Source organism: Acinetobacter sp. V102_4, assembly GCF_031799005.1.
Lineage (GTDB): Bacteria > Pseudomonadota > Gammaproteobacteria > Pseudomonadales > Moraxellaceae > Acinetobacter > Acinetobacter calcoaceticus.
Genome location: NZ_JAVQNR010000032.1, coordinates 19,761 through 45,077, shown reverse-complemented (window position 1 = coordinate 45,077; position 25,317 = coordinate 19,761). Strand labels below are relative to the sequence as shown.

Sequence of the window (25,317 nt, the reverse complement as noted above, 5' to 3'; positions counted from 1 at the left end):
CGTCAAAAATTATGATTCCTTTTTCTTTTAACTATCTCTGGATTTTCTTAATTGCTTCCTTAGGGAGTTTCGTTTTTTTTCTATTTGCAGTGGGCATAATTTTTAGTTCTAAATTACGCTCTGCAATTAGGAATGGAAATATATTGAGCGGGCTCATTTTCTTAATGAGCTTCTTATGTTTCTTGTTAAATATCGGTTTAAATGTGCTATTACTCATCAGTGAGGATAGTGTAAAAAAAGAACATGCGGCTTTAAATAAAGTACTTGTAAAAGAAGAAAAAGTTTTAGGTATTCAGATGCCTAAAGGTACTCAACTTGAGCTATATCAACCTGATCAGTTTGATTCATTTAGAAGTGCGACTTTCCCTCAACCTATTCATTTCGGAAATTTCAACATCAGTTCTATTGAAATTGCGAGAGGATATGAACTTGAGCTATTCAATGACAGGTCTATTACTTTAGAAGGAGAGGGTACAGATCGGGTTGAAGGATGGCCATGTAAGGTTTCTGTTTATATAAAAGTTTACCTAGATAAAGATGCCAAAATTAACGGACTGGAATACTGTTCGCTTGCGCATTTAATTCGGTTGAATCATCTGGAAATTCAGCCAGTAGCTAGTATCGAGCGTTCAAAAGACCAGAAATATCCAGATGGCTTTGTTTCAAAGGATTACTGGGAAATTAAAAGTGCTTCTATAAAATATAAAAATATTTCGATGAGTTGGGCTGATATTTATTTTGACCATGATAAGAATTTAGTAGGTATTGAAAATGCAAGATTGGAAGAAGATTTAAAAATAGGCAATATTAAGTATCCTAAAGGTACTGAATTCAATTTACTGGTTCGTCCTTTAGCTAAGCAAGAAGCATGGTTATTCATTCCCCCTGAAAAGTTGAACGCAATAGATAAAAATGGAAAAATTTATACCCATCAACAAGCAATTCTCCAAAGCCCAAATGGAGTAGTAAAACAGGTTCTTGATATATCCGACCCTAATCTTATGATGAGAATGATGAATTAATGGCTTTGGATTAGTAAATATTTGGCTAGAAAAAAATGAGGTGTACGCTTTTTCGTACATTCATTCGGGAAATTTGCGTCTTTCTATGACCTCATAAATTACCTATGATGCACTTAACGGGAACAGGAAGTTCCAAAACGTAAAACAACAACAATAAGTTTAAGCATCAGGACGTGAGGTATTACAGGAAGTGTACCTAGTAACGAAATACGAAAAAAGCCCAACAGGATGTTGGGCTTTTTTCATTTTGTATTAACGAATTTCTTTTCCACCTAAGGCTGCACAATCAACAGGTGTATTCCATTTCACAGCAGTTCCTGTGAGTACTGGACGAACAATACGCCACGGCCAGAAACCAAATCTTTGGCTTTGATGATAATTAATCACCACATCTGCACCGTATTTACGGGCAACAATGGCTAATTTAGGTTTTATTTCTTCAAAACCACCATATGTTCCTTTCGCGGCTTTAATACGTTTAATAGATTTATAGTGTTCTGCTGAAGGAGTACCCTCAATTAAGCAAATTGGTGGGTTTGCAACGTTTTGAATTTGAGATGTGGTGTCTTGGGCATATGTTGTTAAAGGCAACGTTAGAAATAAAGCAGGTAAAATAAAACGGAGTTTCATATTTTTCCTTGTTGGTATCTTAATGAATTAAAGTTTATAAAATAGGTCTTATTAACATGACCTTATTTGGGGGCGCATTATAATCTTATCTTTTTAATATTTCTTATTTTAATCCTATATTTTTTAATAAAGTAGCAGCATCATATTTCGCTTTTAAAAGAATAAATTGGTTTTAGAAAGTTATTTTGAAGTTTAGATTTATAATAAGTGTTTATCGAATTTAAAAAAACAAAGTTTTTGACAAAAACTGTCTATCCCAACTATTATCCTTAAAAATATTATTAATATGTTATTAATTATGATGAAGAAAATATTATCTACTTTAGTTGTTGGTTTATGTTTAACAAATCCATCCTTTGCACAGCCTGCTTCTAGTGAGTCTGTAAAAGAATTAATGAAGGTCACAAAATCTCAAGATTTATATAAACAAATGGGCTCGTACATTGAGCAGATGATTTCAAAAACGATCTCTGAAGTTGAAATGCAACAAGGTAAACCCCTTAATTCTCAACAAAAACAAGTGGTAGCAAATTTTGCAAAAAAATTCTCTAAAATTACTATAGAAGATATGGGTTGGGAAAAACTTGAGCCTGAATTTACGCGTATTTATGTGACAAATTTTACTCAAGAAGAAATCGATGGATTAATTAATTTTTATAAATCACCAGTCGGTCAAGCTGCCATAAACAAAATGCCTCTAGTGATGGAGCAAAGCATGAAGTTGGGTCAAGATTTGACTAAAGACGCTATGCCTAAAATTATAGCAGCAGCAAAAGAGATGGTTACTGAATTGGAGAAATACGAAAAATAATTTGAAGGGTGTAGATCAATAGATCTGCACTCAATTTTTTGGTAATACCTATAAATTTTTGAGTATTATAAAATCTACAGGCAACAAAAAACCCCATAAATCAAATATTCATGAGGTTTAATGATGGTGCCGGCACACGGATTCGAACTGTGGACCTACTGATTACAAGTCAGTTGCTCTACCAACTGAGCTATGCCGGCGATGTGGAATGAATTTTACAGTTTCTTAAAAAAAATACAAGCCAAAAAATGAGCATTTGAATTTTTTCGTTCTATTTTTAAGTGCTTATGTAGTTTAGTTTGAAAATGACTTAGGTTTTCAACACATAGATAAACGAATCAACACGTTCGCCACTATTTAAAGTGACCTGAACAGGCACTCTTTCATATTCTTCGCCTTCAAAATCATCAAGCAATTTCCAGTTCGAATCTAAATGTTCCGAGCTAAAAACAAAACCTTGAACTTGATTAGCAGCATCATCGAGCACAATTCCCGGATAGCCTAAATTAGCACCCCAACCTTCGTTACGTAAGGTTCCCTTTACCCAGCCTTCTGCCCATTGCCCGCCAATATTTTCAAGGATATGAGCGTTAGGTCGGCCTGGGCCTAAAGTGCCATAAACAAATAAACTCGACATGTGAGGTTCCTTTAAATTAAAAATTAATGAGCTTTTGCGTGTGAGGTAGAAACCGCTAAAAATATTCCAAGTAATGAAAGCACAACAGTTAAACCGACTATGGCGCTCCATCCGCCGTGTAACCAGAACCAGCCACCTGCCGAGCCAACAATGCTCGAACCCATATAGTAAAACAGTAAGTACAGTGAACTGGCGTGGGCTTTGGCTTGTTTGCTTTCAGCACCCACTGAACTGCTTGTGAGTGAGTGGGTAATAAAGAAACCCGATGTAATAAATGCAATACCGATAATAATGCCGAAAAGAGAGGTGAGCAGCGTCATGAGGCTGCCCACAATCATTAAGGCAAAGCCACTCATCATCATGGTTTTTTTACCGAAGCGGTCGGCTAGGCCACCTGCTAATGAGGAAGACACCATACCAAAGCTATACGACAAGAAAATAAGGCTAATTTGAGTTTGACTTAGTGAATAAGGCGCACCGCTTAAACGGAAAGTAGCGTAGTTAAATAAAGTCACAAATACACTGGTCAGCAAAATCCAATTGCAAACAGACGTAGCAATTTGAAATTACTTAAATGGGTACGCCACATTTGTATGTGAAAATCTAAATTCAAACCTTTTTTCTGGACGAAATTACGCGAAGCAGGAAGTAAATTCAAAAAAGCAATTGAGCAAATCAAACAGATTGCCCCAAGTAAGCCTAAAGCAGTGCGCCAAGAAAAATATTCAATCAAAACGCCCATGCCAACACGGCCCATCATTCCACCAAAGGCTGTACCTGCAATATATAAACCCATGGTTTTACCAAGGTGTTCAGGTGCGATTTCTTCAGCAATCCAAGCCATGGTTACAGCGGGTACTCCACCGAGTAACAGACCTTCTAGTGCTCGAGCTATCAGTAAACTGTGCCAGTTAGGTGTAAACATCGCCACAATATTAAGAATAGCTGCACACAGCATTGAGCTGAAGATCACACCACGACGGCCAATCGCTTGTGAAAAAGCGCTCGATAGTACAATTGAAATCGCTAAAAAGGCGGTCGTTAAAGACAAGGCTAAAGAGCTGCTTGCAGGGCTAATCTGGAAGCTTTGGCTAAACGCTGGCAGAAGCGGCTGTACGCAATAAATCAGAGAAAAACTAGCAAAGCCTACGAGGAATAAAGCGAAACCAGCGTGCTTATAGGCTTTAGTACCTTTGTGAATCCACTCGCGGGAAAGAACAGAAGTTGCTTCAGTGCTTAAGGTACTGGGTGTAGATGAAGAGCTCATATCATGACCATGACAGAAAAGAGGTGCAGCGCCTTTCGGCGTGCTTCATCGAGAAAATTCGATAAATTAAAATTAGCAATTTAGATGGTATTTTTCTAATATATTTAACAATAGGTCATGATATGTTTTATATATAGCGATGGAACTCAGACATATACGCTACTTTTTAGCAGTAGCAGAAGAAAAAAACTTTACCAGAGCGGCGCATCGCTTAAACATGAGCCAGCCACCTTTAAGCATGCAAATAAGAGACTTAGAAGAAGAACTCGGCGCGGATTTATTTATTCGTTCACCACATGGGGTGGAACTGACCGAAGCTGGGCTTGCCTTTTTAAATGCCATTCAGCCTATACAGCAACGTGTAGAAGATGCAGCGAACTTAGTCAAACAAGTGACAAATGGCGAAGTTGGCCAATTGCGATTAGGTTTTACAGGCACTTCAATGTTGAATCCTCTAATTCCTAAATGCGTTCGCTATTTTCAGCAGCAATATCCTAAAGTGAATTTAAAGCTTGAAGAGGCTAATACTTTGCTGCTCATTGATTTACTGCTTGAAGATCGTTTAGATGTCGCGATTATTCGGCCTCCAAGTCACATTCCAGAGAGCTTAATCGTTCAAGAATTATTGGCTGAACCTTTAATTGCAGCCTTGCCTTCAGAGTCTTTTAAACTAGACGAGTCATCAAAAGAAATTGATTTAGCTTCCCTGCGAGAGCTTGATTTTATTGTCTCTCCCCCTTCAATTAGTGCAGGACTTTTTGATGCGATTAGACAAGCCTGCCAAAACTGTGGCTTTGAACCTAAAATTGGACAAAATGCGCCGCAAATTGTGTCAATTTTATCGTTAGTGTCTGCAAACTTGGGGGTATCTTTGGTTCCAGAGTCGACCAAACAATTGCAAATACAGGGTGTGGCTTATCGGTCGTTGCAAGCGCCAGTACCTACGGTGGGTTTAGCGCTTGCATATAAAAAACATGCCCCTTCACAAATGGCAATTAATTTTGCCAGTGTGGTGCAAGTGGCTTGCCATCATGCAGAGCAATATAAATGAAATTAGCCAAATTATGCTTTAGGCGCTCTATTCATTAAAAAGATGCCTGAAATAATGAAAATTGCGCCATATAAAAAAGATAAAGTCGGTTGCTCATGAATGAAGACCCAAGCCATGAGAGCCGCAAAAATTGGCTCAGAAAGCTCAGTCACTTGTACTTTTGCCGCACTCATATAAGACAAAGCTTTGGTGGTACAGAAAAAGCCTAGAATGGTTGGCAAGACTGCTAAGCCAACCAAACCTAAAATAATATCAGTATTAAAGTTTATGCTATGAAAGTTGATTAGAAAGGGAACAGCAAGATAAACACTACCAAAAAGTAATAAGTACTTAGTTAGAAATAAACCACCATTTAATCTGAATTTTTTAATTAATACTGAAAATAAACCATATCCAATACCTGCAATAGAAGCATTGATAAGCATTAATAAACTATTTTCACCTTTCCATGAAATTACACTAATACCCGTTACAGCTAATAATGTTCCAATAATTGAATGAATATAAATACTTTCTTTTAAAACTAATCTGCCAAAAAATAAAGCTGAAATAGCTGCTGAAGCCATTAATACCACGACCACATTGGCCGCAGCACCGTGGTTGTAGGCAATGGTCTCGAAAAAGAATAGAGAGAAAATGCCTAAAAAGGCACATATCGCAATTTGAGCAAAAACACTGAGCTTGCTTGGAGTGCTACTTATGTATGCAATCTTCTGGCTAACAGGGACTTTAAATAGAAAAACACTTAAAAAGAAAAAGGCAATAATGGTTTTTAAAAAGGCAATATCTTGTGGGTTTAAACCACTATGCATGAGTAATTTACTAATCACACCAATAGAGGCATTGAGTGCAGCTGCACAGAGCGCAAATAGGGTTCCGATAATTAAATTATTCACTTTTATAATACTTCCATATATTTAGCCACAAGGATTCTACATTATTTTTTGTAATAATATAGCCCTGTTAAATTCCTTCTTTTCCATGAAGTGTAAGTTATTTAAATTTTGTTGGTGGTGAATATTAATTGGAATTAATTTTTTTGTTTAAAAAATATTGTTGCTTAATTGTTAATTAAATTTATTACTTTTATTTTTGATTAATAATACTTCTTTTAGTTAGAAATTCTAAAAAATAATATTTTGTTGACATTTTATAAAATATATTTAAACATAATATTTGCTTGTTTTAAGTTTAATTAATAACAATCTTAATTCTAGCTAAATAAGTATTTAATACTTGGATAATAATTTAAATATAACGGAGATAAAACGTGTTTTTTTCACAGGAAAGTCTGAAAAAATTAGAAAGTGCGGTTGATCAAGCTATGCATAGCGAGTTTAAAAAAGATGAAATTATGCATAAATTTCATAATGAAGACTGGTTCGATGAAAAATATTATAAACGACATATTTTAGAGTGCGTTATTCGCATTCATATGAATAATGAGTTAGATGCAAATGCTGTACGCGTTGCTGCAATCAATAATATCTCTGCTGCAAAACAGCTTTCATATTATTTATATGATGAATTTGGACACGATGAAATGTTTGGTCAAGACTTGACTAAATATGGATATTCTTCAGATCAGATTATTTCAAAAAATGCATTTCCTGAAACATGGAAACTGATGGGGTATTTAAACTTTTGTGTAGAGAAATTTGGTGCATTGCCAGCAGTCGTTTGGGACTGGTTCCTCGAATATTATGGCGACAAATTTAATAATTTTATTACGCAAAAAGCGGGTGTCCATATGGGGAATCAAGCTGTATCGGGTGCAGCTTCGCATGTTGCATTTGATGAAGCTGAAGACCATAGCGGCATGATGACAGATATGCTTTCTTCTGTAATTAAAACACAAGAAGACTTTGATCTTGCAATCAAGCATATCAATAGTTTTGTTCCGATGGTAGGAGAGTATTTTCAGGCTGTGCGTGCTGAAACCCTTTCATAGCAATGGAATTAGAATATGCCAATGGTGAATGTTCGTATTAAAGAGCATATTTTCATTGCTGATTCTGAGCAGCCTCTTATCAATGCAGTGCCTGATAGCACGGTGATGAAAGGCTGTTTAAAAGGTGTGTGCCGAGTTTGTCGATGTAAACTAAAAGGTGGAGTCGTATATGAATTGGGAAACCAAGTTGCCATAGATAAAGAGTTCTTACCTTGTATTAGCTATGCTCAGAGCGATGTCGAAATCGCACCATTGGTTAATAATTTTAGTGTGGCTCAATTAATAACTCGAAATTTTCTTTCTGAAAATATTGTTGAGCTTACATTTAAAATTAAAAGGACCTTCTTTAGTTCTAAAGCAATTGTAAATATCAAACACCCATCAGAATCTTTAATTCGAAGTTACTCTGTGGTTTCACTGGGTGTGAAAAATTATGATTTTTTTGTTTTGCACATAAAATTAAGACCAAATGGAATATTTTCTAACTTATTTCAAAAGCTAGCGATTGGTGACCAATTAGAATATAACCTGAATAATCATATAGAACCTGAATACGAAAAGGCCATATCTACACTTAATATTGTAAGCGGTGGAAGTGGTATGGGTGCTGCACTTACTCGGGGATTGGATCTCATCCGAAAAAATCCTATTTCTAAAGTGAATATCTATGCGATTAATCGGTCAGTTTTAAGTCATTACCATCAACATTGTGTCAATGTTTTTCGAGAGCAGGTTGAAGCTGAGGTCAATATTATAAATATCCCGTTTTGTACGTGGACGAATAATGGATTTGATTTTTCAAATTATTTGGACTCTCACGAGTTAACAGTGGGTGTCGGTTCTACCCCAATAATTAATAAAATTTTAAATCAGCCTCTGTGTGAGTTGGAAAGTTTTGGTCCCTAACGGAGACTGTAACAATGACTGTAGTAGTTATAGAACCTATTTCTTCGGGCATCACTTATTTAAATGCCGCTCAAGAATTAGGTATAGATTTATATGTTTTTTCTACTGACGAAGGAGAGTGCAGCATTGATGGAACAATGCGACAAAAAGCAAAAGAGATAATAAAAATAGATACCAGTGATTTTCATAGCCAACTCTCTAAAATTAATGAGTTAAAGACAGTAAGAGCGATATTACCGGGGGTTGAATATGCTGTACCTATGGCAGCACAGCTAGGCAATTCATTTGCCAAAAACTCTCTTGAATATACGACAGCTCAAACGGTTCGAAATAAATTCAAATTTCGTGACAAGCTAACCAAGTCAGGCTTAAGCGATATTAAATATGCCTTGATTTCACAGGGTAAAGAGATCCGCTTACCTCAAGATTTTAAGTTTCCTGCTGTAGTGAAGCCGGTTGATATGGCGGGCAGTATGTCTGTTAAAAAAGTTGCAGATTTTGAGGAGCTTTTACGAACAGTTGAAGCGATCTGGAAATCTAAACCGAATGATATTGGCTTCTATGCAAGTGGTGATTTAATTGTTGAAGAATACATTGTAGGGAAGGAATACAGTGTTGAAGGAATTGTTCATACAGATGGAAAAATAACCTTCGCTTCACTGACAGAGAAGCTATTAGGCCCAGAACCTTACTTTGTCGAAATTGGGCATATTGTGGGTAATCAATATGACGGTCAATTTTCTGAACACGTTTTTGATTATGCCGCAAAAGTCATTCAAACCTTAGAATTAAACATCGGACCTTTTCACCTAGAACTGAGAGTAACGCCTCAGGGAAAAGCCGTAGCGATCGAGTTAGCTGCACGTTTACCGGGCGATAATATTGTTGAGTTAATTAAACTGGCGACTAATTTTGACCTCGCACAAGCTGTACTGAGCGAATACCTCGACCTGCCATATTCACCTTCAATAGAGAAAAATATGGTCTCTGCAATTGCCTTTATTCCGCAAGGAAACCACCGTCTTTTTAAAGGTTTTAGTGGTTTAGAGCAACTGTTAGAAGCGCCTGAATGTGTACACCATCACTTTTACTACGAAGCAGACGATGAACTCGCTTGTAACCATGATTGGACCTCGCGATTAGGCTACATCATTCTCCGTTCTGAAAGTGAAAATAAGATCCGTAGTTTAGTCACACATATACATGAGCAGGTGAAAGTCATATGAAACATGTATTAATCATCAATAGATATGACGATGAATTGTCTGACTTTAATAAATATATAGATCACGATGCTGTCCATGTCTCTTATATTTCATTAACAGAAACGATGCGCTATATCACCTCTTCAAACTGTTACTACATAGCGGGTTTAGAACAATTAAATGAAGAGGATGTATTAAAAGAAGCTGTAAAAATCTATGAAAAAAAGCCAATAGATTACGTTATTGCCATCTCGGAATATGATCTGGACGCTGCCGCTCGCATTCGAACTGAATTGAATATTGTGGGTGCAACGGTTGAAGACAATTTGTTGTGCCGTAACAAGAAAAAAATGAAGGATGCTTTAGCTCATTCTACTGTCCGTTACCCTAAATATGCAGAAGTGTCTTCATACCAAGACATTGAGAAATTTCTGCAAGAAAGTGGCTCAGCGATTATTTTAAAACCTCAAGTAGGTGCAGCTTCTGAAGGCGTAATAAAAATCAGTGAGTTGGCTGATATACCACGATTGTCTTCCTATGCGGGTTATGAAGTAGAGGAGTTTATTGAAGGAGATATCTATCACGTTGATGCGATTATTTCTGACAATAAAATGCCTTACTTTAAAGTCTCAAAATATATTAATACCTGTTTAGACTTCAGAAACGGTGCGCCATTAGGTTCAGTCACGATTGATAATTCTGAGTTTATTCAAAAAGTAGAAAGATTTACTTTAGACGTATGTAAATTCTTAAAATTAAAAGATCAGGCGATTCATCTCGAATTTATTGAGTCTAAAGGTGAGTTGGTCTTTTTAGAGGTTGGCGGGCGAGTCGGTGGAGGGGAAATTCCGTTCATTACATTACGTAATGAGTCAGTCGACTTATATGAAATGTGGATTAAGGCGGCAATGAATATTCCGTTAGAGCCAGTGAATACGAAAATCACTGGTTTTCTGATGATGCCGAATCCCTATAGTTCTGGTTTTTTATTTAATGGCATTAAAGAATTAGAGAATGAAACGATTACCTATCAGTTAATTCAAGAAAGCGGCGACCATAACAATTTTAGTTATGAAAATATTCCTGCAAAAATTCATTTCATGGGAGAGAGCCAAATACAGGTGGAAGATGCGATTAAAAATAGTATGAAAATTTTGCAAAGCGCAATTTGTCAAAATCATCATTCTAGTTTGAGTCTAAGTGAGTCTTCTTAGTTGAGATTTGGCTAAAATCTAAAAATCAAAAAGGCTTGAGCTTAAACGTTCAGGCCTTTTTATATGACATGATGAAAGAGCCTAAGCTAACCAGCATTGTAATGGACTTTTGTTGCAGAGAATTGTGATTTATCGAACTAGCTCATATTATATAATTAGTTAATTATTAAAGAATTTTAAAAATGATTAAATCTATTATTTCAGGTTGCGCGGTTCTGACACTTTCGGCTTTGTCGGTTACCCATGCAGAATTTTCTTTTGCACAAGAGCTACAACAAAGCTGTAATAAAGTGAAGCAATACGCGAGTTTAGGTAAGAAAAACTACGACCAAAAACAATATAAAAAAGCCCTGGAAAATTTTCAGAATCAAGCCTCTTGGACTGCATTTTGTAAAGCCAATGCAGATGAAACCACCGTTAAATTTACTGACCGAGATATTGAAGTTGCTAACAATAACGTGGGTTTAGCCTATGCCAAACTGGGTCAGCCACTTTGGGCAAGATCATGGTTTATGCTTGATGACAAATCAAAATCGAGCCAATTTAACCTTAAGCAATTACCTGCACCTAAAGCATCAAATGACTTGTCTGGTGAATATGTGCGTTACTCAGGTTTTGGTGAGTGGGACCACATCACGGTAAGTCGTGAGAAGGGGCAATATGCGATCAGCTATGCTGGTTTATATATGGGCCTTAGAAGCTTAATTTATGGCCCGAATATGGGTGAGTTTGACACCAAAATGCCGAGCAATAAAAAGCAAACGGTTTATAAAAATGAAGACTGCCGCATTCAGCTCGATTTTAAAACCAATACGAAATTAGGAAACTTCATTCAGGTCAAACAAAATGAAGGTAACTCGGGTTGTGGCTTTGGACACAACGTGTATGCAGACGGAACTTATTTAAAAGTTGAGTCTGGGAAATAGTAAATTCCTTACTGTTCTTTTCTAAGATTTAAAAAAGGAAACTTGGATGTTAAGTTCGGCAAATATTGGCCATGGTATTATGATGGGCTTTGTAATGCTCGCTAGTATTTTGATAATTATAATTGCAGTAATTGTTGGGCTATACGGTAAAAAACGTAAAAATAAGTCTGAGACAGAAAATATAACTTTTATCATTCTATTATGTATTGGTGTAGTTGGCCTGATTTATGGTTATGTTGGATAGTAGTAATTGAATGATGAGATATAGTAGATAAGAGAGAAAACATGGGTATTGAATACTTTATTTTTTCAATGGATGATTCTGCAACTAAAGAGGAAATATTAGATATTTTTAGTCCCTATTGGACTGAAATAGATGACAATTATTACTTTTTAGATTATGGCGTAGAGTTATATGAAGGCCAGATGGCAGGTGTACACTGTCATTTTTCCATAACTTTCGGTAAGGATAACTCGAGTGTAGAAGGCTTAACTATTTTTAGGCCATGCGGATCAGAAAAAATGGAGAGAGCAGTTTTTAAACTCATTAGTGATTTCCCCATGTTTGTTACCTATCCGAGTGATCCATTGGTTGTAGTAACCGCAAGTCAAGAATGTGTTGAATTACTAAGAGAAAAGTATCCTGATTTCCTAGCAAATGATGTAACAGTAGTCTCTTCTTATGAGGAATATATAAAAACTTGAGAATCCTACTTACTTGTTCTCTAAGACAGAGCTGGATTAAAACTAACTAATAACTTGATTAAAAAGAAGTTTATTGATTTTTAAAGGAAATTAAATAATGACAAATATGATTGCACGGTTGCTATTACTTTCTACGATTGCCATTTCATCTCAAATTTATGCCGAGCCAACCAGCACATGCAAAGAAGTGAAATTTCAAAAAGCCGATCAAGCTTGGAGTGGGCACTATTATTTAAATGGTGTGATGGAAGTTGGTTCGGAACTTTTACTTCAGCCAGACGGTAAGTTTAAATGGATGCTAGCTTATGGCGCTTTAGACCAATATGCCGAAGGGACATGGTGGAAAAATGGCAACTGTATTGGTTTAAAACCAGACTCTAAATTTAAAAAGAATTTAAGTATATTTCCAGAAAGCCTGACGATTTCTGAAAAATCGTTAGACGTAACTTGGAACGATGGACGCCAGCAGGGCAGTTATAGCAAAGACTAAATAAAAAAGTCCGACACTAAGTCGGACTTTTTTATAGCTCATATTTTAATGGTTTACCGCAGCAAGTTGCTCAGCGTTATAGCGTGCGCCCATGTTTGGATATCTCGCAATAATTGCGTCGATTTCTGCCAAATCTGCCGCTGTTAAATCAAGGTCTACAGCGCCAGCATTTTCTACAAGTCGCTCGATTTTACGCGTACCCGGAATTGGAATAATGTCTTCACCTTGCGCCAAGATCCAAGCCAAAGCCAGTTGAGCCGCTGTCGCATTTTTGCTTTGTGCAAATTTGCTAAATGCTTGCGCCAAACTTTGGTTATTTTTCCAGTTATCGCCCTGATAACGTGGTAACTGGCGACGGAAATCGTTTTCTTCTAGGTTGCCGACATCGAGTGTATTGGTGATTAAACCACGTGATAATGGTGAATACGGCACAAGGCTAATGCCTAACTCGCGAATAGTTTGCAAATGGGTTTGCTCAAACTCACGGGTAAGTAGCGAATATTCATGTTGAACCGCTGCAATCGGGTGAATCGCATGTGCTTTACGAATGGTTTCAGCCGACGCTTCACTGAGTCCTAAATAGCGAACTTTACCTTGTTGGACCAAGTCAGCCATGGCGCCAATCGTGTCTTCAACTGGAATATTCGGGTCAATGCGGTGTGCATAATACAAATCAATTACGTCTGTATTTAAGCGTTTTAAACTGTTTTCGACCGCAACTTTAATCCACTCTGGAGAACCGTCGATATAAGACTCTAAAGAGTTTTGTGGGTTGAGGTTATCTTCTTTGTAGCGGAAGCCAAATTTGGTCGCCAAGAATACTTTGTCGCGGTGTTTCTCTAAAACTTTTGAGAGCAAAACTTCGTTTGCGCCGTTGCCGTACATGTCGGCGGTGTCCCAAAAGTTAATGCCGAGGTCTAAGGCTTTTTCTAGGGTTGCAATGCTTTGTGTGTCGTCTGAGGCACCATAGGCAAAGCTCATTCCCATGCAACCTAAACCAAGTGCTGATACTTTTTCGCCTGTTTGTCCTAAAGTTCTATATTTCATTTTTCATACTCTTTTTTGCAAAATCACTTGAGTAGAAAAACTATAAAATGCTTTGGCTCAAACTGACGTATAACATTCAAACCAATAATTATAAAATTCAAACAATCTGTTTTTAGGCCACACAGTCTTCGCGAAACTTTTTAGGTGAAAAACCCGTATTTTTCTTAAAGAAGTTGGTGAAATACGCTGAATATTCAAAGCCTAAGCTATAGGCAATTTCAGAAATATTCCAACTGGTGTGTTGTAACAGCGCTTTGGCTTCTTGCGTAATACGCGAGCTAATATGTTCAGAGGTGGTTTTACCTGTGGCTTCTTTTACAGCTCGGTTTAAATGGTTCACATGCACTGACAGACCATAGGCATAGTCATTTGCCGTTTTGAGTTTAAGCTGAAAATGTGGCGAGTCGATTGGGAACTGGCGCTCTAATAATTCAAAGAACAAATGGCAAATCCGAACCGCAGCATTGCTATGTTTTTCAAACTGTTGGGTCGGTTGCATTTTCATAGCTTCGTGCACAATCAGGTGCAAATAGTTTCTTAAAACATTGTATTTGTGAATATAATCTGAATTTATTTCAGTCATCATCTTTTTGAAAATAAATGAAATTTCATCAACCTGTTGGTCGTTTAAAAAATACAACGGGTCGCCGTCGACTTTAAACAGCGGTGAGTCTTTTAAAAAGCTTTGTCTTGATTCTTGGTTTACAAATTCTTCGGTAAATAGACAAAACCAGCCTGCCTGTTCGGGCGAATTAATTTCCCAAGCGTAGGGAACCATCGGGTTTGAAAACAGCAAAGCAGGGCGGTCTACCCGAATCCAGCGGTTGGCGTAGTGAAGTTCGCCTGTGCCTAAAACCAGTGAAATTTTATAATAATCGCGGCGGCTATAAGGCGTGAGAAACGAGCAGGCATCGCGTTGGAACACATTAAAATGTCCAAACGAAGTCGATGGAACCGAGTAATCGCTATCTCTGGTTAAAGAAAAGCGGCGATAAAAATCATGTATGGTTTCCATGTCTTTGCCTGCATGCATTATTAATTTATTTAAAGTTATAAAATTCAAACTTTATTTACTGTAGCTTTTATTTATGGCGCGATCAATTGGTTCATTTAAGCAGTTTTGAAAATGAATGATTTTTTATAAATACTCTGGGTAAGCAATGTAAGAAGACTCTACGCATTCGAAGCCCATTTGCCGATACAGTGTAACCGCTGGGGTGTTATCAACGTCGACAATTAAGTGAGCAATATGTCCAGTTGCAACAATCCGATTAACTGCAAATTTTAAGACGCGTTCGGCAAAACCTTTTCGGCGATAAGCAGGGAAGGTATATGTGCCGCCAATAGAAACCAGACGATCGGTTTCTATGCCTAAACGCACAATCGAAACGATTTGTTCGTCTGCTTCAAGCACAATAATTTTTTCTTGTTGAATTAGAGATTCCCAATCAGGTGTTTCATTCACTGAGCGCTCATCATTGTATTGATGTTGATATTCGTTAAGACGGGCAATGTCCGAGAGTTCAGCCAAGCGGCCTTGAGCTTGAGAAAATTGGCGTGAGCAAACCATGATCCATTGATCATACTCTCGTAAAATACGTCCTTTTTGTTTGATCTGGGCATGTAATAAATCACGCCCGATTGCGGTCGTTGCAATCCGACGCGGTTGAAGCTGCAAAATTGAAGTGCAGAGCAATGATCCAGATGAAGATGTCTTTGATGGAACCCAGAAACAGGTGCCTCCAGCAAGAATGACCGCGACTCCTAGCAGTTGCTCGGCGTTATGTGGGTCATACAACCGTAAGAGTTGCCATTCGGCATCGATAACCTGCGTTTGATCAAGAAAGGCCATAGCCCCAATAGAATAATAAAACCGTTCATCAAGCCATTGAAAGATAATTTTATATTCTTCTAAACTGGTGGGAGGTCCCTTTATTATCATTATTAATTACCTATTCAAATGATGAACTCAATCATAATTCACTATCCTACATTTTTACTATTATCATGATATTTTTAAATTTAAGTTGAATGACTGTTTAGCTTAAATATCTAATTGAATAAACAACAATAATTATTTAACCAATTTCTATTCAACCTTACATTGACACTCAAAAATGCGCGGATTATCCTTTGCCTGCTGGCCTACATTGCCAGCCGGTTTTAGCAGACCGCGGTACAGTGCATCAGATTTAATCCTTCTGAGGATGGAATCTGCTTGTATTCCACTCGTCTCCCTGACGTTACGTTATGGTAGGGCGGAGGGGGGACACCTTCGGGTGTGCTGGTTCTGTACCCAGTCTGCTAACCCCCTTTCGTTCTGCCACCATCTTTTAGCAGAGATAGGCAGAATCCTTATTTGTACAGGAATCCGTCATATGCGTACTATTTCATCTCTCTCATTGGCAACCTTTGCCAAAATCTTTACGTCTATATCGCACTGGTCTTTAAAAAGGTTTAACCGACTCTAGGTTTTAAGCCATAGGTCATTACGACTAAAAAATCATAGCAACAATAAAACCAGAGATAGGCGAGCACACCATTTTTGTGCGGCTTTTGCATGCCTGTTTTTAGCGCTCAATTTAAGAGTGACGGCATTTTTATCTCTTTCACACATAACAAAAAATTATTTTAAACGGTATAGAAATGCCAAATTTAGAAGCATCATTTAGAGCATTAAGCGTGCTCCACGCAGCAAAAGATTTATTTAATCAAAATGGGTTTTACATCGGGATAGATCGGATTATTGAGGAAGCCAAAATCCCTAAAGCCACTTTTTATAACTATTTTCACTCCAAAGAAAGGCTCATTCAGATGAGCTTAACTTTTCAAATAGATGCATTAAAACATGAGGTGTTTTCTATTATTCATTCGTACCGCGAACTCATGGCATTCGATAAACTCAAGAAAATTTACCTTTTACATGCAAACTTAGATGGCTTTTATCGGTTGCCATTTAAAGCGATTTTTGAAATTGAAAAGATCTATCCAGCAGCTTATAAACTCGTTATTGACTACCGAAAATGGTTCATTAAAGAAATTCATAAACTCCTTTTAACTGTAAAAGCAACTGCTACAGTTGAAGATGCGCACATGTTTTTATTTGTGATTGATGGCGCAATGGTTCAGCTTTTGGGAACCAATAACACCGATGAAAGGGATGCATTACTCGACTATTTTTTAAGTCGGGTTTGATGGAGAGAGGCCTGACGAGAGTTGGGCTTTTATATTAAAAATTATATTCTTACTAAGAATTTCATATTTCTTTATCTTTAATAAAAATTATAGACTTATGTGAAATCAATAATTTTTTAATATAAATAAAATCCTTTTAAAAAGAGAAAAACATCTATGAAATTAAGTGGATTGAATCATCTAACTATTTCCGTAGAGAATGTTGATCGTAGTTTTAGTTTTTATAAAGATGTTCTAGGTTTTACTCCCAGAGCCAAGTGGAATAAAGGCGCTTATTTGAGCCTTGGAGAGTTATGGCTTTGTCTATCACTTGATGAGGTTAGTATAAGTTCAGACTATACACATTACTGTTTTAGTATTAGTGAAGAGCATATAGATGAATTCCGCCAGCAAATTAAATTGCTGAATATACGTGAGTGGAAAAATAATCAAAGTGAAGGAGAATCTATATACTTTTTAGATCCTGATGGTCATAAATTAGAGGTACATGTAGGTAATCTATCTAGTCGTTTGGAGAGCTGTAAAAAAAAATCCTTATGAAGGAATGGTTTTTTTTGATGAATAATGGTTGAAAATCTATTTTTGATCACAAAATGAATAATAATATAATTACTCAACTATTTTTGCTAATGAATAAAATAAGTGGTAAAAAAAGGAAGTTAATCTCTATTTTTCAATAAAATTTATTAAATATGAACACAAAAATTCCTTGTATTAAATCAAATAAATTAAGTGAACTAAATAATTGTAATGTATGGCTAAAAATGGAATCTTCACAGCCAACTGGTTCTTTTAAGCAAAGAAGTATTGGTAATGCTTGTCAGCAATATGCAAAAAGAGGTGCAAAAAAATTTATTAGTTCTTCTGGGGGGAATGCTGGGATTTCAGCTGCTTACATGGGAAATAAATTAAGTATTCCTGTAACTGTTGTTGTTCCTGAGACAACTTCATCACAAGCCATAAATCTGATGCAGCAAGAAAATGCAGAGGTTATTGTTTATGGGAAATCTTGGGTTGAAGCTAATGATCTTGCTCTAACTTATGTTAATTCGGAAGCTGTATACATTCATCCTTTTGATGACCAATATTTATGGGACGGTGTTGCTCATATTATTGATGAAGTAATTTCAGATGGGGTGAGACCAGATGCTGTCATTTTATCTGTTGGCGGTGGAAGTTTACTCTCAGGAATTAGCCAAGGTTTAATAAAAAATTTACTTAATATTCCTATCTATGCTGTAGAAACAGAGGGAACAGCTTCTCTAAATACTTCTATAAAGACTGGTCAGCATGCGAAGTTGGATGAAGTAACTGGAATTGCCACAACACTCGCTGCTAAACAAGTATGTGAAAATGCTTTTAGAGTTTCGCAGGCTGAACAGGTTATTAGTTTGACTGTTTCTGATGAAGAAGCTCTAGCAGCTTGTTTTAATTTTTTAGATGATCATAGAACATTAGTTGAGCCAGCTTGCGGTGCGACTTTATCCACTTTGTACAATAAAAAATTATCCTTTTCTCCTACTGATAATGTTTTAGTTATCGTGTGTGGAGGGGCAACGGTCACTTTGGAACAGCTGTTCAAATATTCGAAAGATTTAGCATTAGAAATATGAAATTTCTAATGTATTTTAAAATAGATGCAAAATATTTTTAGTCTTATTCCCCGATAAGTAAAGGTTCTAATGAAGCATAAATTAATATTTATTTTCTCCATTATTCTCATAATTACAGGTTGCGGTAAAAAATATAAGATTACTCCAGAGGACTTGCCAGTTGCCCATATTAATCAAGAATATCAACAAATTATTAAGATCTCTGGTGGAAAAGTTATTGATAAATATGCTGAATTAGAAACAAATATTCCAGAAGCCTTAGGTGTGACAGTTAAACCTGTTAATGATTCAGATGGCTACAATGTTATACAAATCAAAGGCACTCCTAAGCACAAAGGAGAATATAGAATCCATATAAGAGCTGATTTCTATGCAGGTGGTGGTGCTGAAATTGACAAGACATATAGCTTTATTGTCCAAGATTAAAAATTATCGCAGAGTCGGGAAATAGCAAAGTAGAGAAGTTAGTAATGACGGTAAAATTTAGACAATATTTCTTAATTTTTATTTTTGGATTACTACTTGCCGCTTGTCAGCCAACTGCAAAGCATAATGAGAATTTGAGTCTGAATCAGCAAGCCTACACTTTGCATATGGGTGAACAAGGTATTCAAGATTTTTCAAAATATAGTGATGGCAATGTCGATAATCATCCAGCTGGCGTTAGCTTTAGAGAACTTCAATTTTCTCCTCCTAACTTAGGAAAATTAACTATAGATAATGGTCCTAACAGTTTATCGATTGAGCATGTTTTCTCTGTATTAGGAACTCAATATGATAAAAATGAAGGGATCCAAGTTTTAGATATTGATGCTGGCCTCACAAAAGAAGAATTTGCTACCCCAGAGCAGGTTTATCAAAGCTATGTAGCTTTAATGAAACGTATTAATCAGGCTGGCTGGAAAAACTATTTCTTCACAGATGCTCCGCGTATAGCTAAAGAAGATAATATTAAACATCTATCGAAAAGTCGTGATGTCATTGACCCAAGTTATATTTTTAGTTTTGAAGAGTGGAAAAATATAATAAACAATAGCCCTACAAAATCATTGGGTTATAGGTTATATGCTAATGGGGTTATTTTAGATATCAGTTTAAAAAGAACAGCTAAGAATGAGCGGAATGAAGAACAATATATGCTTAGATTTAGCTTTCAGAGTGTCCGATACAATGAAAGAGACTCAATTCCTGACTCTGATAAAATGACACCTAGTGAATTCGAGCAAGCGTTTAAAAAGAGATTAATTGAAAATAAAAAATATAGGGAAAAGGAAGAGATAAAAGCTAAGGCTGAAGGCTATCATATTGATGAGGAATATACAGATCCTGATGTTTGGCCATATGTTAAATAATTAATTTCTAATTTTAAAATAATGAAAAGGCTTAAATTTAAGCCTTTTCGAATAACTCTAATTTTACTGCTTACTTAAGACTAACTCTTTAATCTTAACTGCCTTCTCAAAGTGATCTAGCTTATGCTCCATAATCCACCAATGCGCTGCTTCCATAAGTAGCTCAGGGTTATCATTCTTATTTTTAAAAAAAGCATAAAAAGATAGACCGACATTGTCTCCCTTCTTTTCAATTTTATCGTCGCATCCCTTAATAAAAATTTCTCTTAATTCATTTCTCATATTTAGTATCACTTCAAGTCTATAAAACTAAGACGGCTTATTGTGCTCGCCCCAAGCACACATCATATCTAACAAAGGAATCAAAGACTGTCCTCTTTCTGAAAGACGGTACTCAACTTTTGGTGGAATTTGAGGATATTCCTTACGATGAATCAGTCCATCTCTTTCTAATTCTTTGAGTGTATTGCTAAGTGTTCTAAACGAAATATTGCCAATGCAGCGTTGTAGCTCGTTAAAACGCATGACGGTTTTTCCATAAAGCCAATACATAATAATCATCTTATATTTGCCGTTAATCAAAGAAAGGGTGTAGCCAAAACCCGTGTCTTCTAATGGCGTATAAGTTGGAATGCAGTCGTCCATTTTTAAAATCCATACTATCTTTTAGTATAGTATATAACATAAATTACCGTACTTATATTTAGGAAAGCACACTTCTATAATCGATTTATCTACTTTTCGATAAGAGTGTTTTCATAATGAAAAAGACATTAGTCATTGTTACTCATCCCCACATAGACCAGTCTGTTGTAAATAAAAGATGGATTGAGGAACTAGAAAAGCATCCCGATCAATTTACGGTTCACCAAATTTATCAAGCTTATCCAGACGGGGTGATTGATGTTGCCAAAGAGCAAGCACTTGTCGAAGAACATGAAAATTTAGTCTTTCAATTTCCTGTGTATTGGTTTAACTGCCCACCGCTATTAAAACAATGGTTAGATGAAGTTTTGGCGTATGGATGGGCTTACGGCTCAACAGGCGACAAGCTCAAAAATAAAAAGTTTATGCTGGCTTTATCTGCTGGTGGGCAAGAACAAGTTTATTCAGAAAATGGTGATTATCAAATTTCTTTAGAGAAGATTTTTACACCATTTGAACTAACAGCTTTATATGTTGGGGCAGTCTATCAACCGCTTCATGCATTTTATGGTTTAGACACAAACCCTTCAGAAGACGATGATGTTCCGACTCACCAAGACATAGACAATAATGCGATTCAGTATGTTCAGAAGTTGTTAGCGTTGTCTGAGTAAGTTTAAAAAGAGGGAGGCCTGAACGTGAGAGTTTGGGTCTTTAATATTGAATATTTTTTAAAGATTTGGGTTAGGGTTTTTAAGTTAAATATACGATTTATTTATGATATAAATATTGGCTAAATATAGATCTAATTTAAAAACTTATGACTATTCTTCGTATTAAAGAAAAAGAAAATTCCCTTATAACTGATGATGCTCATGAATTAATATGCTACGCAACAATGAGTAAAGTAAACTCATGGAAGGATGTTGTTAACCTATATTCAGAAATTAAGCAGAAGCATTTACCTAAAAAAGTATTATTACTTTTAGAAGATATTGGACAATGCCAATACACTTCCATGCATGCTTCAATGGGAGATGGGCTTTACTTCGATACTTCAGAACTCGTTGACGATGACAGTGAAGCAAGTTGGGATAATACTCGACCTTTAGAACTTCAACATCATATTGAACAATTATTAAAGCCAGAAAATTATATAGACTTTAATAACTTACCTAAAAAACTTGAGTATTGTGATGAAGACCAAGCGACTCTGCTACAGATCAATGCTGAACCCGAAAAAATTTTAGATGAAGTTATTCAAGTAAAGTTAGTAAACAGTGAAAGTGAAACTCGAAAATTTGCAGCATGCCTCAATGGATATTTTACTTGTGATTTAAATCCGTTTGAGTCTTTTAGCTTAATTCAGCATTTAGATCAGAACTATGGCTTAGAGTATGTTGGTTTAGGTGCAAGCTTATTATTCTTCATTAAAACGCCAAAATTCGATGCAAATAAAACTACTCAATTGTTTAAAGAATTGAGTGAATTTTATCAATTCAATCAATCGACTCATACCCAATTAGAACAGCATTTATCTAAGCATGAATATCTTATTTTGCCTTATGTAGAGTCATTAGAAATGTTCATTTTAGATTAAGGTGGTTTAGAGAAGTCTAAATTTTATTTCAAATAAAAAAGGCCTAAATCAAAACGATTTGGGTCTTTCTATAACTTAATTTTGATCTGACTATTTTTTAACATGACATTTTAAAAAATTAGAAAGGAAGCCAAATGCCAAAGTCTAGAATTTTTATAACTATCGGACTACTTCTTGCTGGATTATGTTTGTTTGCAGCCTTTAAATCATACGAGAAAAACGCTAACGTTGAAAAAGAACAAGCAAGTCGAGCTGCTATTTCCTTTTTTAATTCACTTTCTAATGGAGACGCAGCTACAGCATATAAATATGTTTGGTTAGGCGAGAACTTAAATATTCGAAATGCTGAAATACCCCAAATTTATAAAGATTCAAAAGTTCTAGAAGTGCTAAAAGTTCGTTACGAATCAGCAAAAAATAGACCTGATTATTATCAACAATTTTATAAAATGATTTTACTCGTCATAAAGATAAAAACAGTACATGCGGATCTTGCTGGTAACCCTGCTGGAACCTATATTGTGTTTGTAACTGTTGTAAAAAAGGATCCAAAATCTAATTGGCTCGTTACTGAGCTGGGCAGTGGGGCTTGAGAAATAATATTTTTAAATCATTTGCAAAAATCAAATTTGTCTATAAGTTGAAAATACAATAATACGTCTTTGGAAAAATTATGAATATCGCGCCTTTTCCATTTCAAATTACAAATTGGGCAGAAATTGAAGTCACTGAATATAGCGGTGAAACTGGAAAAGCTTATTGGAAAACTCAATTTTTTTGGTGAAGAAAAAAATAAAATTAGAGTGAGACATGTCGAGTACTCAGCAAACTACTTGGCAGACCATTGGTGTGAAAAAGGTCACATATTATTTTGCCTAGAAGGCGAGCTAGAAAGTAGATTGAAGGATGGGCGAACATTTATTTTAACTTCGGGAATGAGTTATCAGGTAGGGGATAATTCAGAACCACATCAGTCTTTTAGCCTGAATGGTGCGAAGTTACTTATCGTTGATTAGATCCATACAAAGAACATAATAAAGAGGGATAAGGGATAGAGGCTTAAACATATTGGGATAGTGGACTCATTTATCCAGAAAAACCCGGCGATACTAATGTCACCGGGTCGCATGTGAGTTAAATCAGATGTTCAGGTTAATTAGTCCCAAGTTGCATCCTGAATATTCCACTTCCCTGGATTGGCTCTGTCTCCGAATCGTAAGGTATTGCCTTCTACTGTCAGTGGGCGCCCCGAATCACGATCTTTCTGCCAGATTTCGTAGTAGTTACCCATATCGTAAAATGTAACCTTATCAGCCTTCGAAGAGACAGGTAATACCCATCCATCCTTGGAATCTATGTATTTATTTTTGTGCGTGGCACATGTGATTCGAAGATAACCTCCCCAGTTACCGTCTTTTTCCCACCCTTCATCGACGGTTACCCACAGAGAAGCACTTCTTTCACCGTTATCATAATATTCACCCTTCTTTGAATCATAACTGGTACCTGCCGGTGCAACGTCGACACCCAGATATCCATCTTGTCTGAAACGGACAGTATCTCCACTAGAGCGGCTAGGTTTATAGCTGTTATCTGGTAACTCGGCTTGCGAGTGCGCAATTTTGTGAATTTCATGACAGAATGTACGCCAGGGCATTTCATTTGTTGAACGGAAGGTTTCACGAATGTACTCATGGAGTACGTTTGTATTATTGTCTAACTCCTTCACTATATTCGCCACTTCTCGAAGCCGGTCTTCATTTGTCTGCCCAAGCTGTTGTGCATAGGATTTGATCAGATTTTCAATCCTTTGCGTCTTATTTTCGTTATGTTTTAACTCAATCTCTTCAATTTCATTTTTGCTTAACGTTTTATTTGTTGCTGGAGCGTCAGCATCAAGAAAGAACATGAAACTTTTTTTACGCAGATAACCCATAATGGCACCTTTTTTATAAAGTAGAAATTAGTAGTTGGTTTTTTAATAGCACAAGATAGTAATGTTGCTTTTAGCAATTTGACATAGAGTAAAATACTCAAAACATATTAAGTATTAAATCCATCTCAAATTAATTCAGCAGTCACATATTATAATTATTTTAATACTGTAACATTCACATATTATTACTAACTTTTAAGCTATAACATTAATAAAACAAAGACCAATAGTCTTTAGAATTGAAAGGGGAAAGTACCTCAGCTAGTTTTCTCTGTCACTGTAAAGGCCCATCACTAGTGCGGATTACCTAGGAACAATGAATGAAGACAATCAAATAGGGGGATAGTAATCTCTATCCCTCATAAAACATTTTAATTTGCCAAAATTGTCATGGCAGTAATTAAACTTGTAATTCCTAAAAAGATATCCTTTAAACCAGCTTGGTCATCCATATAGGCAGGCGTAGTAACAAATAAATTCTGGTTATCTACCGCGATCTCTGAAGTTTGGCAGACATGATGAATCGCACCAGTTTTTTCAATTTCCTTAGCAATGTTGGTGTCAGAGCCTAAAGTGATATTTGGGTGTAAGTCTCCAAAAGTCAGTGCCAATAGTGCAGGGGAGATGCAAATTGCCCCGATTGGTTTCTTACTTTGATGAAACGCTTTTAGAATTGAGGTGACTGTAGAATGTACGCTTGCTTCTGCTCCTTTAAAGGCAAAAGTTGATAAATTTTTTGCGACGCCAAACCCACCGGGAATAATAAGTCCATCAAATTCATTTTCATCAAGTTTATCGAGTGTGAAAATTTTACCTCGGGCAATTCGTCCTGCTTCTTGTAAAATATTTCTGCTTTCACCTTCGCTTATTTCTCCACTCACATGGTCGATGACATGAAACAAAGGCTCATCGGGTGCAAAAATTTGATATTCAATATTTGCTGTGTCTAAAGCTAAGAGGGTTAAAACAGATTCTCTAATTTCAGAACCATCTAAATAACCACAACCCGATAAAATCACCGCTACTTTTTTCATCTGCTTTCTTAAGACCCTATTTTAGTGTGCAAAAGATCTTAAGTTTTCTTCTTAAATTTTTTTATACGCAGATTTGCCAT

28 protein-coding genes, 1 tRNA gene and 3 pseudogenes are annotated in these 25,317 nt (G+C 36.2%); 20 read left to right on the top strand and 12 right to left on the bottom strand.

The window, feature by feature from the left end; translation table 11 throughout:
- Positions 1-11 precede the first annotated feature (11 nt).
- Positions 12-1,022: a hypothetical protein gene (locus RMB13_RS02800; RefSeq protein ID WP_311084365.1), complete on the top strand. Its 1,011-nt coding sequence runs from the start codon at positions 12-14 to the stop codon at positions 1,020-1,022.
- A 252-nt stretch (positions 1,023-1,274) separates the two neighbouring features.
- Here the strand turns inward: RMB13_RS02800 and RMB13_RS02795 are convergent, their stop codons facing one another.
- Positions 1,275-1,652 (bottom strand): hypothetical protein, encoded by a 378-nt coding sequence (locus RMB13_RS02795; protein ID WP_003653970.1) that lies wholly within the window; start codon positions 1,650-1,652, stop codon positions 1,275-1,277.
- A 298-nt stretch (positions 1,653-1,950) separates the two neighbouring features.
- Between RMB13_RS02795 and RMB13_RS02790 the strand changes: the two genes are divergently transcribed.
- Complete coding sequence (locus RMB13_RS02790) at positions 1,951-2,463, top strand: DUF2059 domain-containing protein (protein ID WP_017391011.1); 513 nt, start codon at positions 1,951-1,953, stop codon at positions 2,461-2,463.
- A gap of 124 nt (positions 2,464-2,587) precedes the next feature.
- Here RMB13_RS02790 and RMB13_RS02785 read toward each other — a convergent pair.
- The 3 genes and pseudogenes from RMB13_RS02785 to RMB13_RS02775 form a co-directional block, all read right to left on the bottom strand.
- A tRNA-Thr gene (locus RMB13_RS02785) sits at positions 2,588-2,663 on the bottom strand.
- 110 nt (positions 2,664-2,773) lie between these two features.
- Positions 2,774-3,100: a gamma-glutamylcyclotransferase family protein gene (locus RMB13_RS02780; protein WP_311084364.1), complete on the bottom strand. Its 327-nt coding sequence runs from the start codon at positions 3,098-3,100 to the stop codon at positions 2,774-2,776.
- Positions 3,101-3,123: 23 nt separating this feature from the next.
- Positions 3,124-4,367, bottom strand: a pseudogene (locus tag RMB13_RS02775) (MFS transporter).
- A 139-nt stretch (positions 4,368-4,506) separates the two neighbouring features.
- On the opposite strand from RMB13_RS02775, the gene RMB13_RS02770 reads away from it, so the two are divergent.
- Complete coding sequence (locus tag RMB13_RS02770; protein ID WP_311084363.1) at positions 4,507-5,418, top strand: LysR family transcriptional regulator; 912 nt, start codon at positions 4,507-4,509, stop codon at positions 5,416-5,418.
- Positions 5,419-5,429: 11 nt separating this feature from the next.
- On the opposite strand, the gene RMB13_RS02765 is transcribed toward RMB13_RS02770, so the two are convergent.
- Complete coding sequence (locus RMB13_RS02765) at positions 5,430-6,314, bottom strand: DMT family transporter (protein ID WP_270903294.1); 885 nt, start codon at positions 6,312-6,314, stop codon at positions 5,430-5,432.
- A gap of 374 nt (positions 6,315-6,688) precedes the next feature.
- Between RMB13_RS02765 and RMB13_RS02760 the strand changes: the two genes are divergently transcribed.
- The 8 genes from RMB13_RS02760 (at position 6,689) to RMB13_RS02725 (ending at position 12,815) form a co-directional block, all read left to right on the top strand.
- Positions 6,689-7,369: a hypothetical protein gene (locus RMB13_RS02760; protein ID WP_005038137.1), complete on the top strand. Its 681-nt coding sequence runs from the start codon at positions 6,689-6,691 to the stop codon at positions 7,367-7,369.
- Between the two features lie 15 nt (positions 7,370-7,384).
- Positions 7,385-8,275 carry a 2Fe-2S iron-sulfur cluster binding domain-containing protein gene (locus RMB13_RS02755; RefSeq protein WP_311084362.1) on the top strand — a complete coding sequence of 297 codons (891 nt, stop codon included), beginning with the start codon at positions 7,385-7,387 and terminating at the stop codon, positions 8,273-8,275.
- Between the two features lie 14 nt (positions 8,276-8,289).
- Positions 8,290-9,501: an ATP-grasp domain-containing protein gene (locus tag RMB13_RS02750; RefSeq protein ID WP_311084361.1), complete on the top strand. Its 1,212-nt coding sequence runs from the start codon at positions 8,290-8,292 to the stop codon at positions 9,499-9,501.
- Positions 9,498-10,694: an ATP-grasp domain-containing protein gene (locus tag RMB13_RS02745; protein ID WP_311084360.1), complete on the top strand. Its 1,197-nt coding sequence runs from the start codon at positions 9,498-9,500 to the stop codon at positions 10,692-10,694. The genes RMB13_RS02750 and RMB13_RS02745 overlap by 4 nt, the downstream gene beginning before the upstream one ends.
- A gap of 182 nt (positions 10,695-10,876) precedes the next feature.
- Positions 10,877-11,620, top strand: coding sequence for a hypothetical protein (locus tag RMB13_RS02740; RefSeq protein ID WP_311084359.1), 744 nt, complete (start codon positions 10,877-10,879; stop codon positions 11,618-11,620).
- Between the two features lie 46 nt (positions 11,621-11,666).
- Positions 11,667-11,864 carry a hypothetical protein gene (locus RMB13_RS02735; protein WP_056482268.1) on the top strand — a complete coding sequence of 66 codons (198 nt, stop codon included), beginning with the start codon at positions 11,667-11,669 and terminating at the stop codon, positions 11,862-11,864.
- A 41-nt stretch (positions 11,865-11,905) separates the two neighbouring features.
- The gene (locus tag RMB13_RS02730; protein ID WP_056482271.1) at positions 11,906-12,325 is read left to right on the top strand and encodes a hypothetical protein; all 420 of its coding nucleotides are present in this window, start codon (positions 11,906-11,908) and stop codon (positions 12,323-12,325) included.
- A gap of 97 nt (positions 12,326-12,422) precedes the next feature.
- Positions 12,423-12,815 carry a hypothetical protein gene (locus tag RMB13_RS02725; protein WP_311084358.1) on the top strand — a complete coding sequence of 131 codons (393 nt, stop codon included), beginning with the start codon at positions 12,423-12,425 and terminating at the stop codon, positions 12,813-12,815.
- A gap of 45 nt (positions 12,816-12,860) precedes the next feature.
- On the opposite strand, the gene RMB13_RS02720 is transcribed toward RMB13_RS02725, so the two are convergent.
- From RMB13_RS02720 to RMB13_RS02710, 3 genes are all read right to left on the bottom strand, one after another.
- Complete coding sequence (locus RMB13_RS02720) at positions 12,861-13,862, bottom strand: aldo/keto reductase (protein WP_311084357.1); 1,002 nt, start codon at positions 13,860-13,862, stop codon at positions 12,861-12,863.
- Positions 13,863-13,974: 112 nt separating this feature from the next.
- Positions 13,975-14,877, bottom strand: coding sequence for an AraC family transcriptional regulator (locus tag RMB13_RS02715; RefSeq protein WP_209831760.1), 903 nt, complete (start codon positions 14,875-14,877; stop codon positions 13,975-13,977).
- 123 nt (positions 14,878-15,000) lie between these two features.
- Entirely contained in the window at positions 15,001-15,804 is an 804-nt protein-coding gene (locus RMB13_RS02710; protein WP_311084356.1) for a GNAT family N-acetyltransferase, read from the bottom strand.
- 704 nt (positions 15,805-16,508) lie between these two features.
- Here RMB13_RS02710 and RMB13_RS02705 point away from each other — a divergent pair.
- From RMB13_RS02705 to RMB13_RS02685, 5 genes and pseudogenes are all read left to right on the top strand, one after another.
- Positions 16,509-17,057, top strand: a complete 549-nt coding sequence (locus RMB13_RS02705; RefSeq protein WP_311084355.1) for a TetR/AcrR family transcriptional regulator — start codon at positions 16,509-16,511, stop codon at positions 17,055-17,057.
- Between the two features lie 156 nt (positions 17,058-17,213).
- Positions 17,214-17,622 (top strand): annotated as a pseudogene (fosLL, locus tag RMB13_RS02700) (fosfomycin resistance glutathione transferase FosLL).
- 127 nt (positions 17,623-17,749) lie between these two features.
- Complete coding sequence (locus RMB13_RS02695) at positions 17,750-18,670, top strand: pyridoxal-phosphate dependent enzyme (RefSeq protein WP_311084354.1); 921 nt, start codon at positions 17,750-17,752, stop codon at positions 18,668-18,670.
- A gap of 69 nt (positions 18,671-18,739) precedes the next feature.
- On the top strand, positions 18,740-19,096 hold the full coding sequence (locus RMB13_RS02690) for a hypothetical protein (RefSeq protein ID WP_311084352.1): 357 nt from the start codon (positions 18,740-18,742) through the stop codon (positions 19,094-19,096).
- Positions 19,097-19,140: 44 nt separating this feature from the next.
- Positions 19,141-20,022 carry a hypothetical protein gene (locus RMB13_RS02685; protein WP_311084351.1) on the top strand — a complete coding sequence of 294 codons (882 nt, stop codon included), beginning with the start codon at positions 19,141-19,143 and terminating at the stop codon, positions 20,020-20,022.
- A gap of 63 nt (positions 20,023-20,085) precedes the next feature.
- Here RMB13_RS02685 and RMB13_RS02680 read toward each other — a convergent pair whose 3' ends face one another.
- Complete coding sequence (locus tag RMB13_RS02680; RefSeq protein WP_262473152.1) at positions 20,086-20,304, bottom strand: DUF6500 family protein; 219 nt, start codon at positions 20,302-20,304, stop codon at positions 20,086-20,088.
- 27 nt (positions 20,305-20,331) lie between these two features.
- Positions 20,332-20,667 carry a helix-turn-helix domain-containing protein gene (locus RMB13_RS02675; protein WP_003653931.1) on the bottom strand — a complete coding sequence of 112 codons (336 nt, stop codon included), beginning with the start codon at positions 20,665-20,667 and terminating at the stop codon, positions 20,332-20,334.
- 116 nt (positions 20,668-20,783) lie between these two features.
- Between RMB13_RS02675 and RMB13_RS02670 the strand changes: the two genes are divergently transcribed.
- The 4 genes and pseudogenes from RMB13_RS02670 (at position 20,784) to RMB13_RS02655 (ending at position 23,283) form a co-directional block, all read left to right on the top strand.
- Positions 20,784-21,341 (top strand): NAD(P)H-dependent oxidoreductase, encoded by a 558-nt coding sequence (locus RMB13_RS02670; protein WP_311084350.1) that lies wholly within the window; start codon positions 20,784-20,786, stop codon positions 21,339-21,341.
- Between the two features lie 146 nt (positions 21,342-21,487).
- Entirely contained in the window at positions 21,488-22,267 is a 780-nt protein-coding gene (locus tag RMB13_RS02665; RefSeq protein ID WP_311084349.1) for a hypothetical protein, read from the top strand.
- A 134-nt stretch (positions 22,268-22,401) separates the two neighbouring features.
- On the top strand, positions 22,402-22,860 hold the full coding sequence (locus tag RMB13_RS02660; protein WP_311084348.1) for a hypothetical protein: 459 nt from the start codon (positions 22,402-22,404) through the stop codon (positions 22,858-22,860).
- 80 nt (positions 22,861-22,940) lie between these two features.
- Positions 22,941-23,283: pseudogene (locus tag RMB13_RS02655) on the top strand (DHCW motif cupin fold protein).
- Between the two features lie 140 nt (positions 23,284-23,423).
- Here RMB13_RS02655 and RMB13_RS02650 read toward each other — a convergent pair.
- A complete protein-coding gene (locus RMB13_RS02650; RefSeq protein WP_311074521.1) occupies positions 23,424-24,203 on the bottom strand; it encodes a hypothetical protein in 780 nt (259 codons plus the stop codon).
- A 371-nt stretch (positions 24,204-24,574) separates the two neighbouring features.
- On the bottom strand, positions 24,575-25,237 hold the full coding sequence (gene elbB, locus RMB13_RS02645; RefSeq protein ID WP_311084347.1) for an isoprenoid biosynthesis glyoxalase ElbB: 663 nt from the start codon (positions 25,235-25,237) through the stop codon (positions 24,575-24,577).
- Positions 25,238-25,317: the final 80 nt, after the last annotated feature.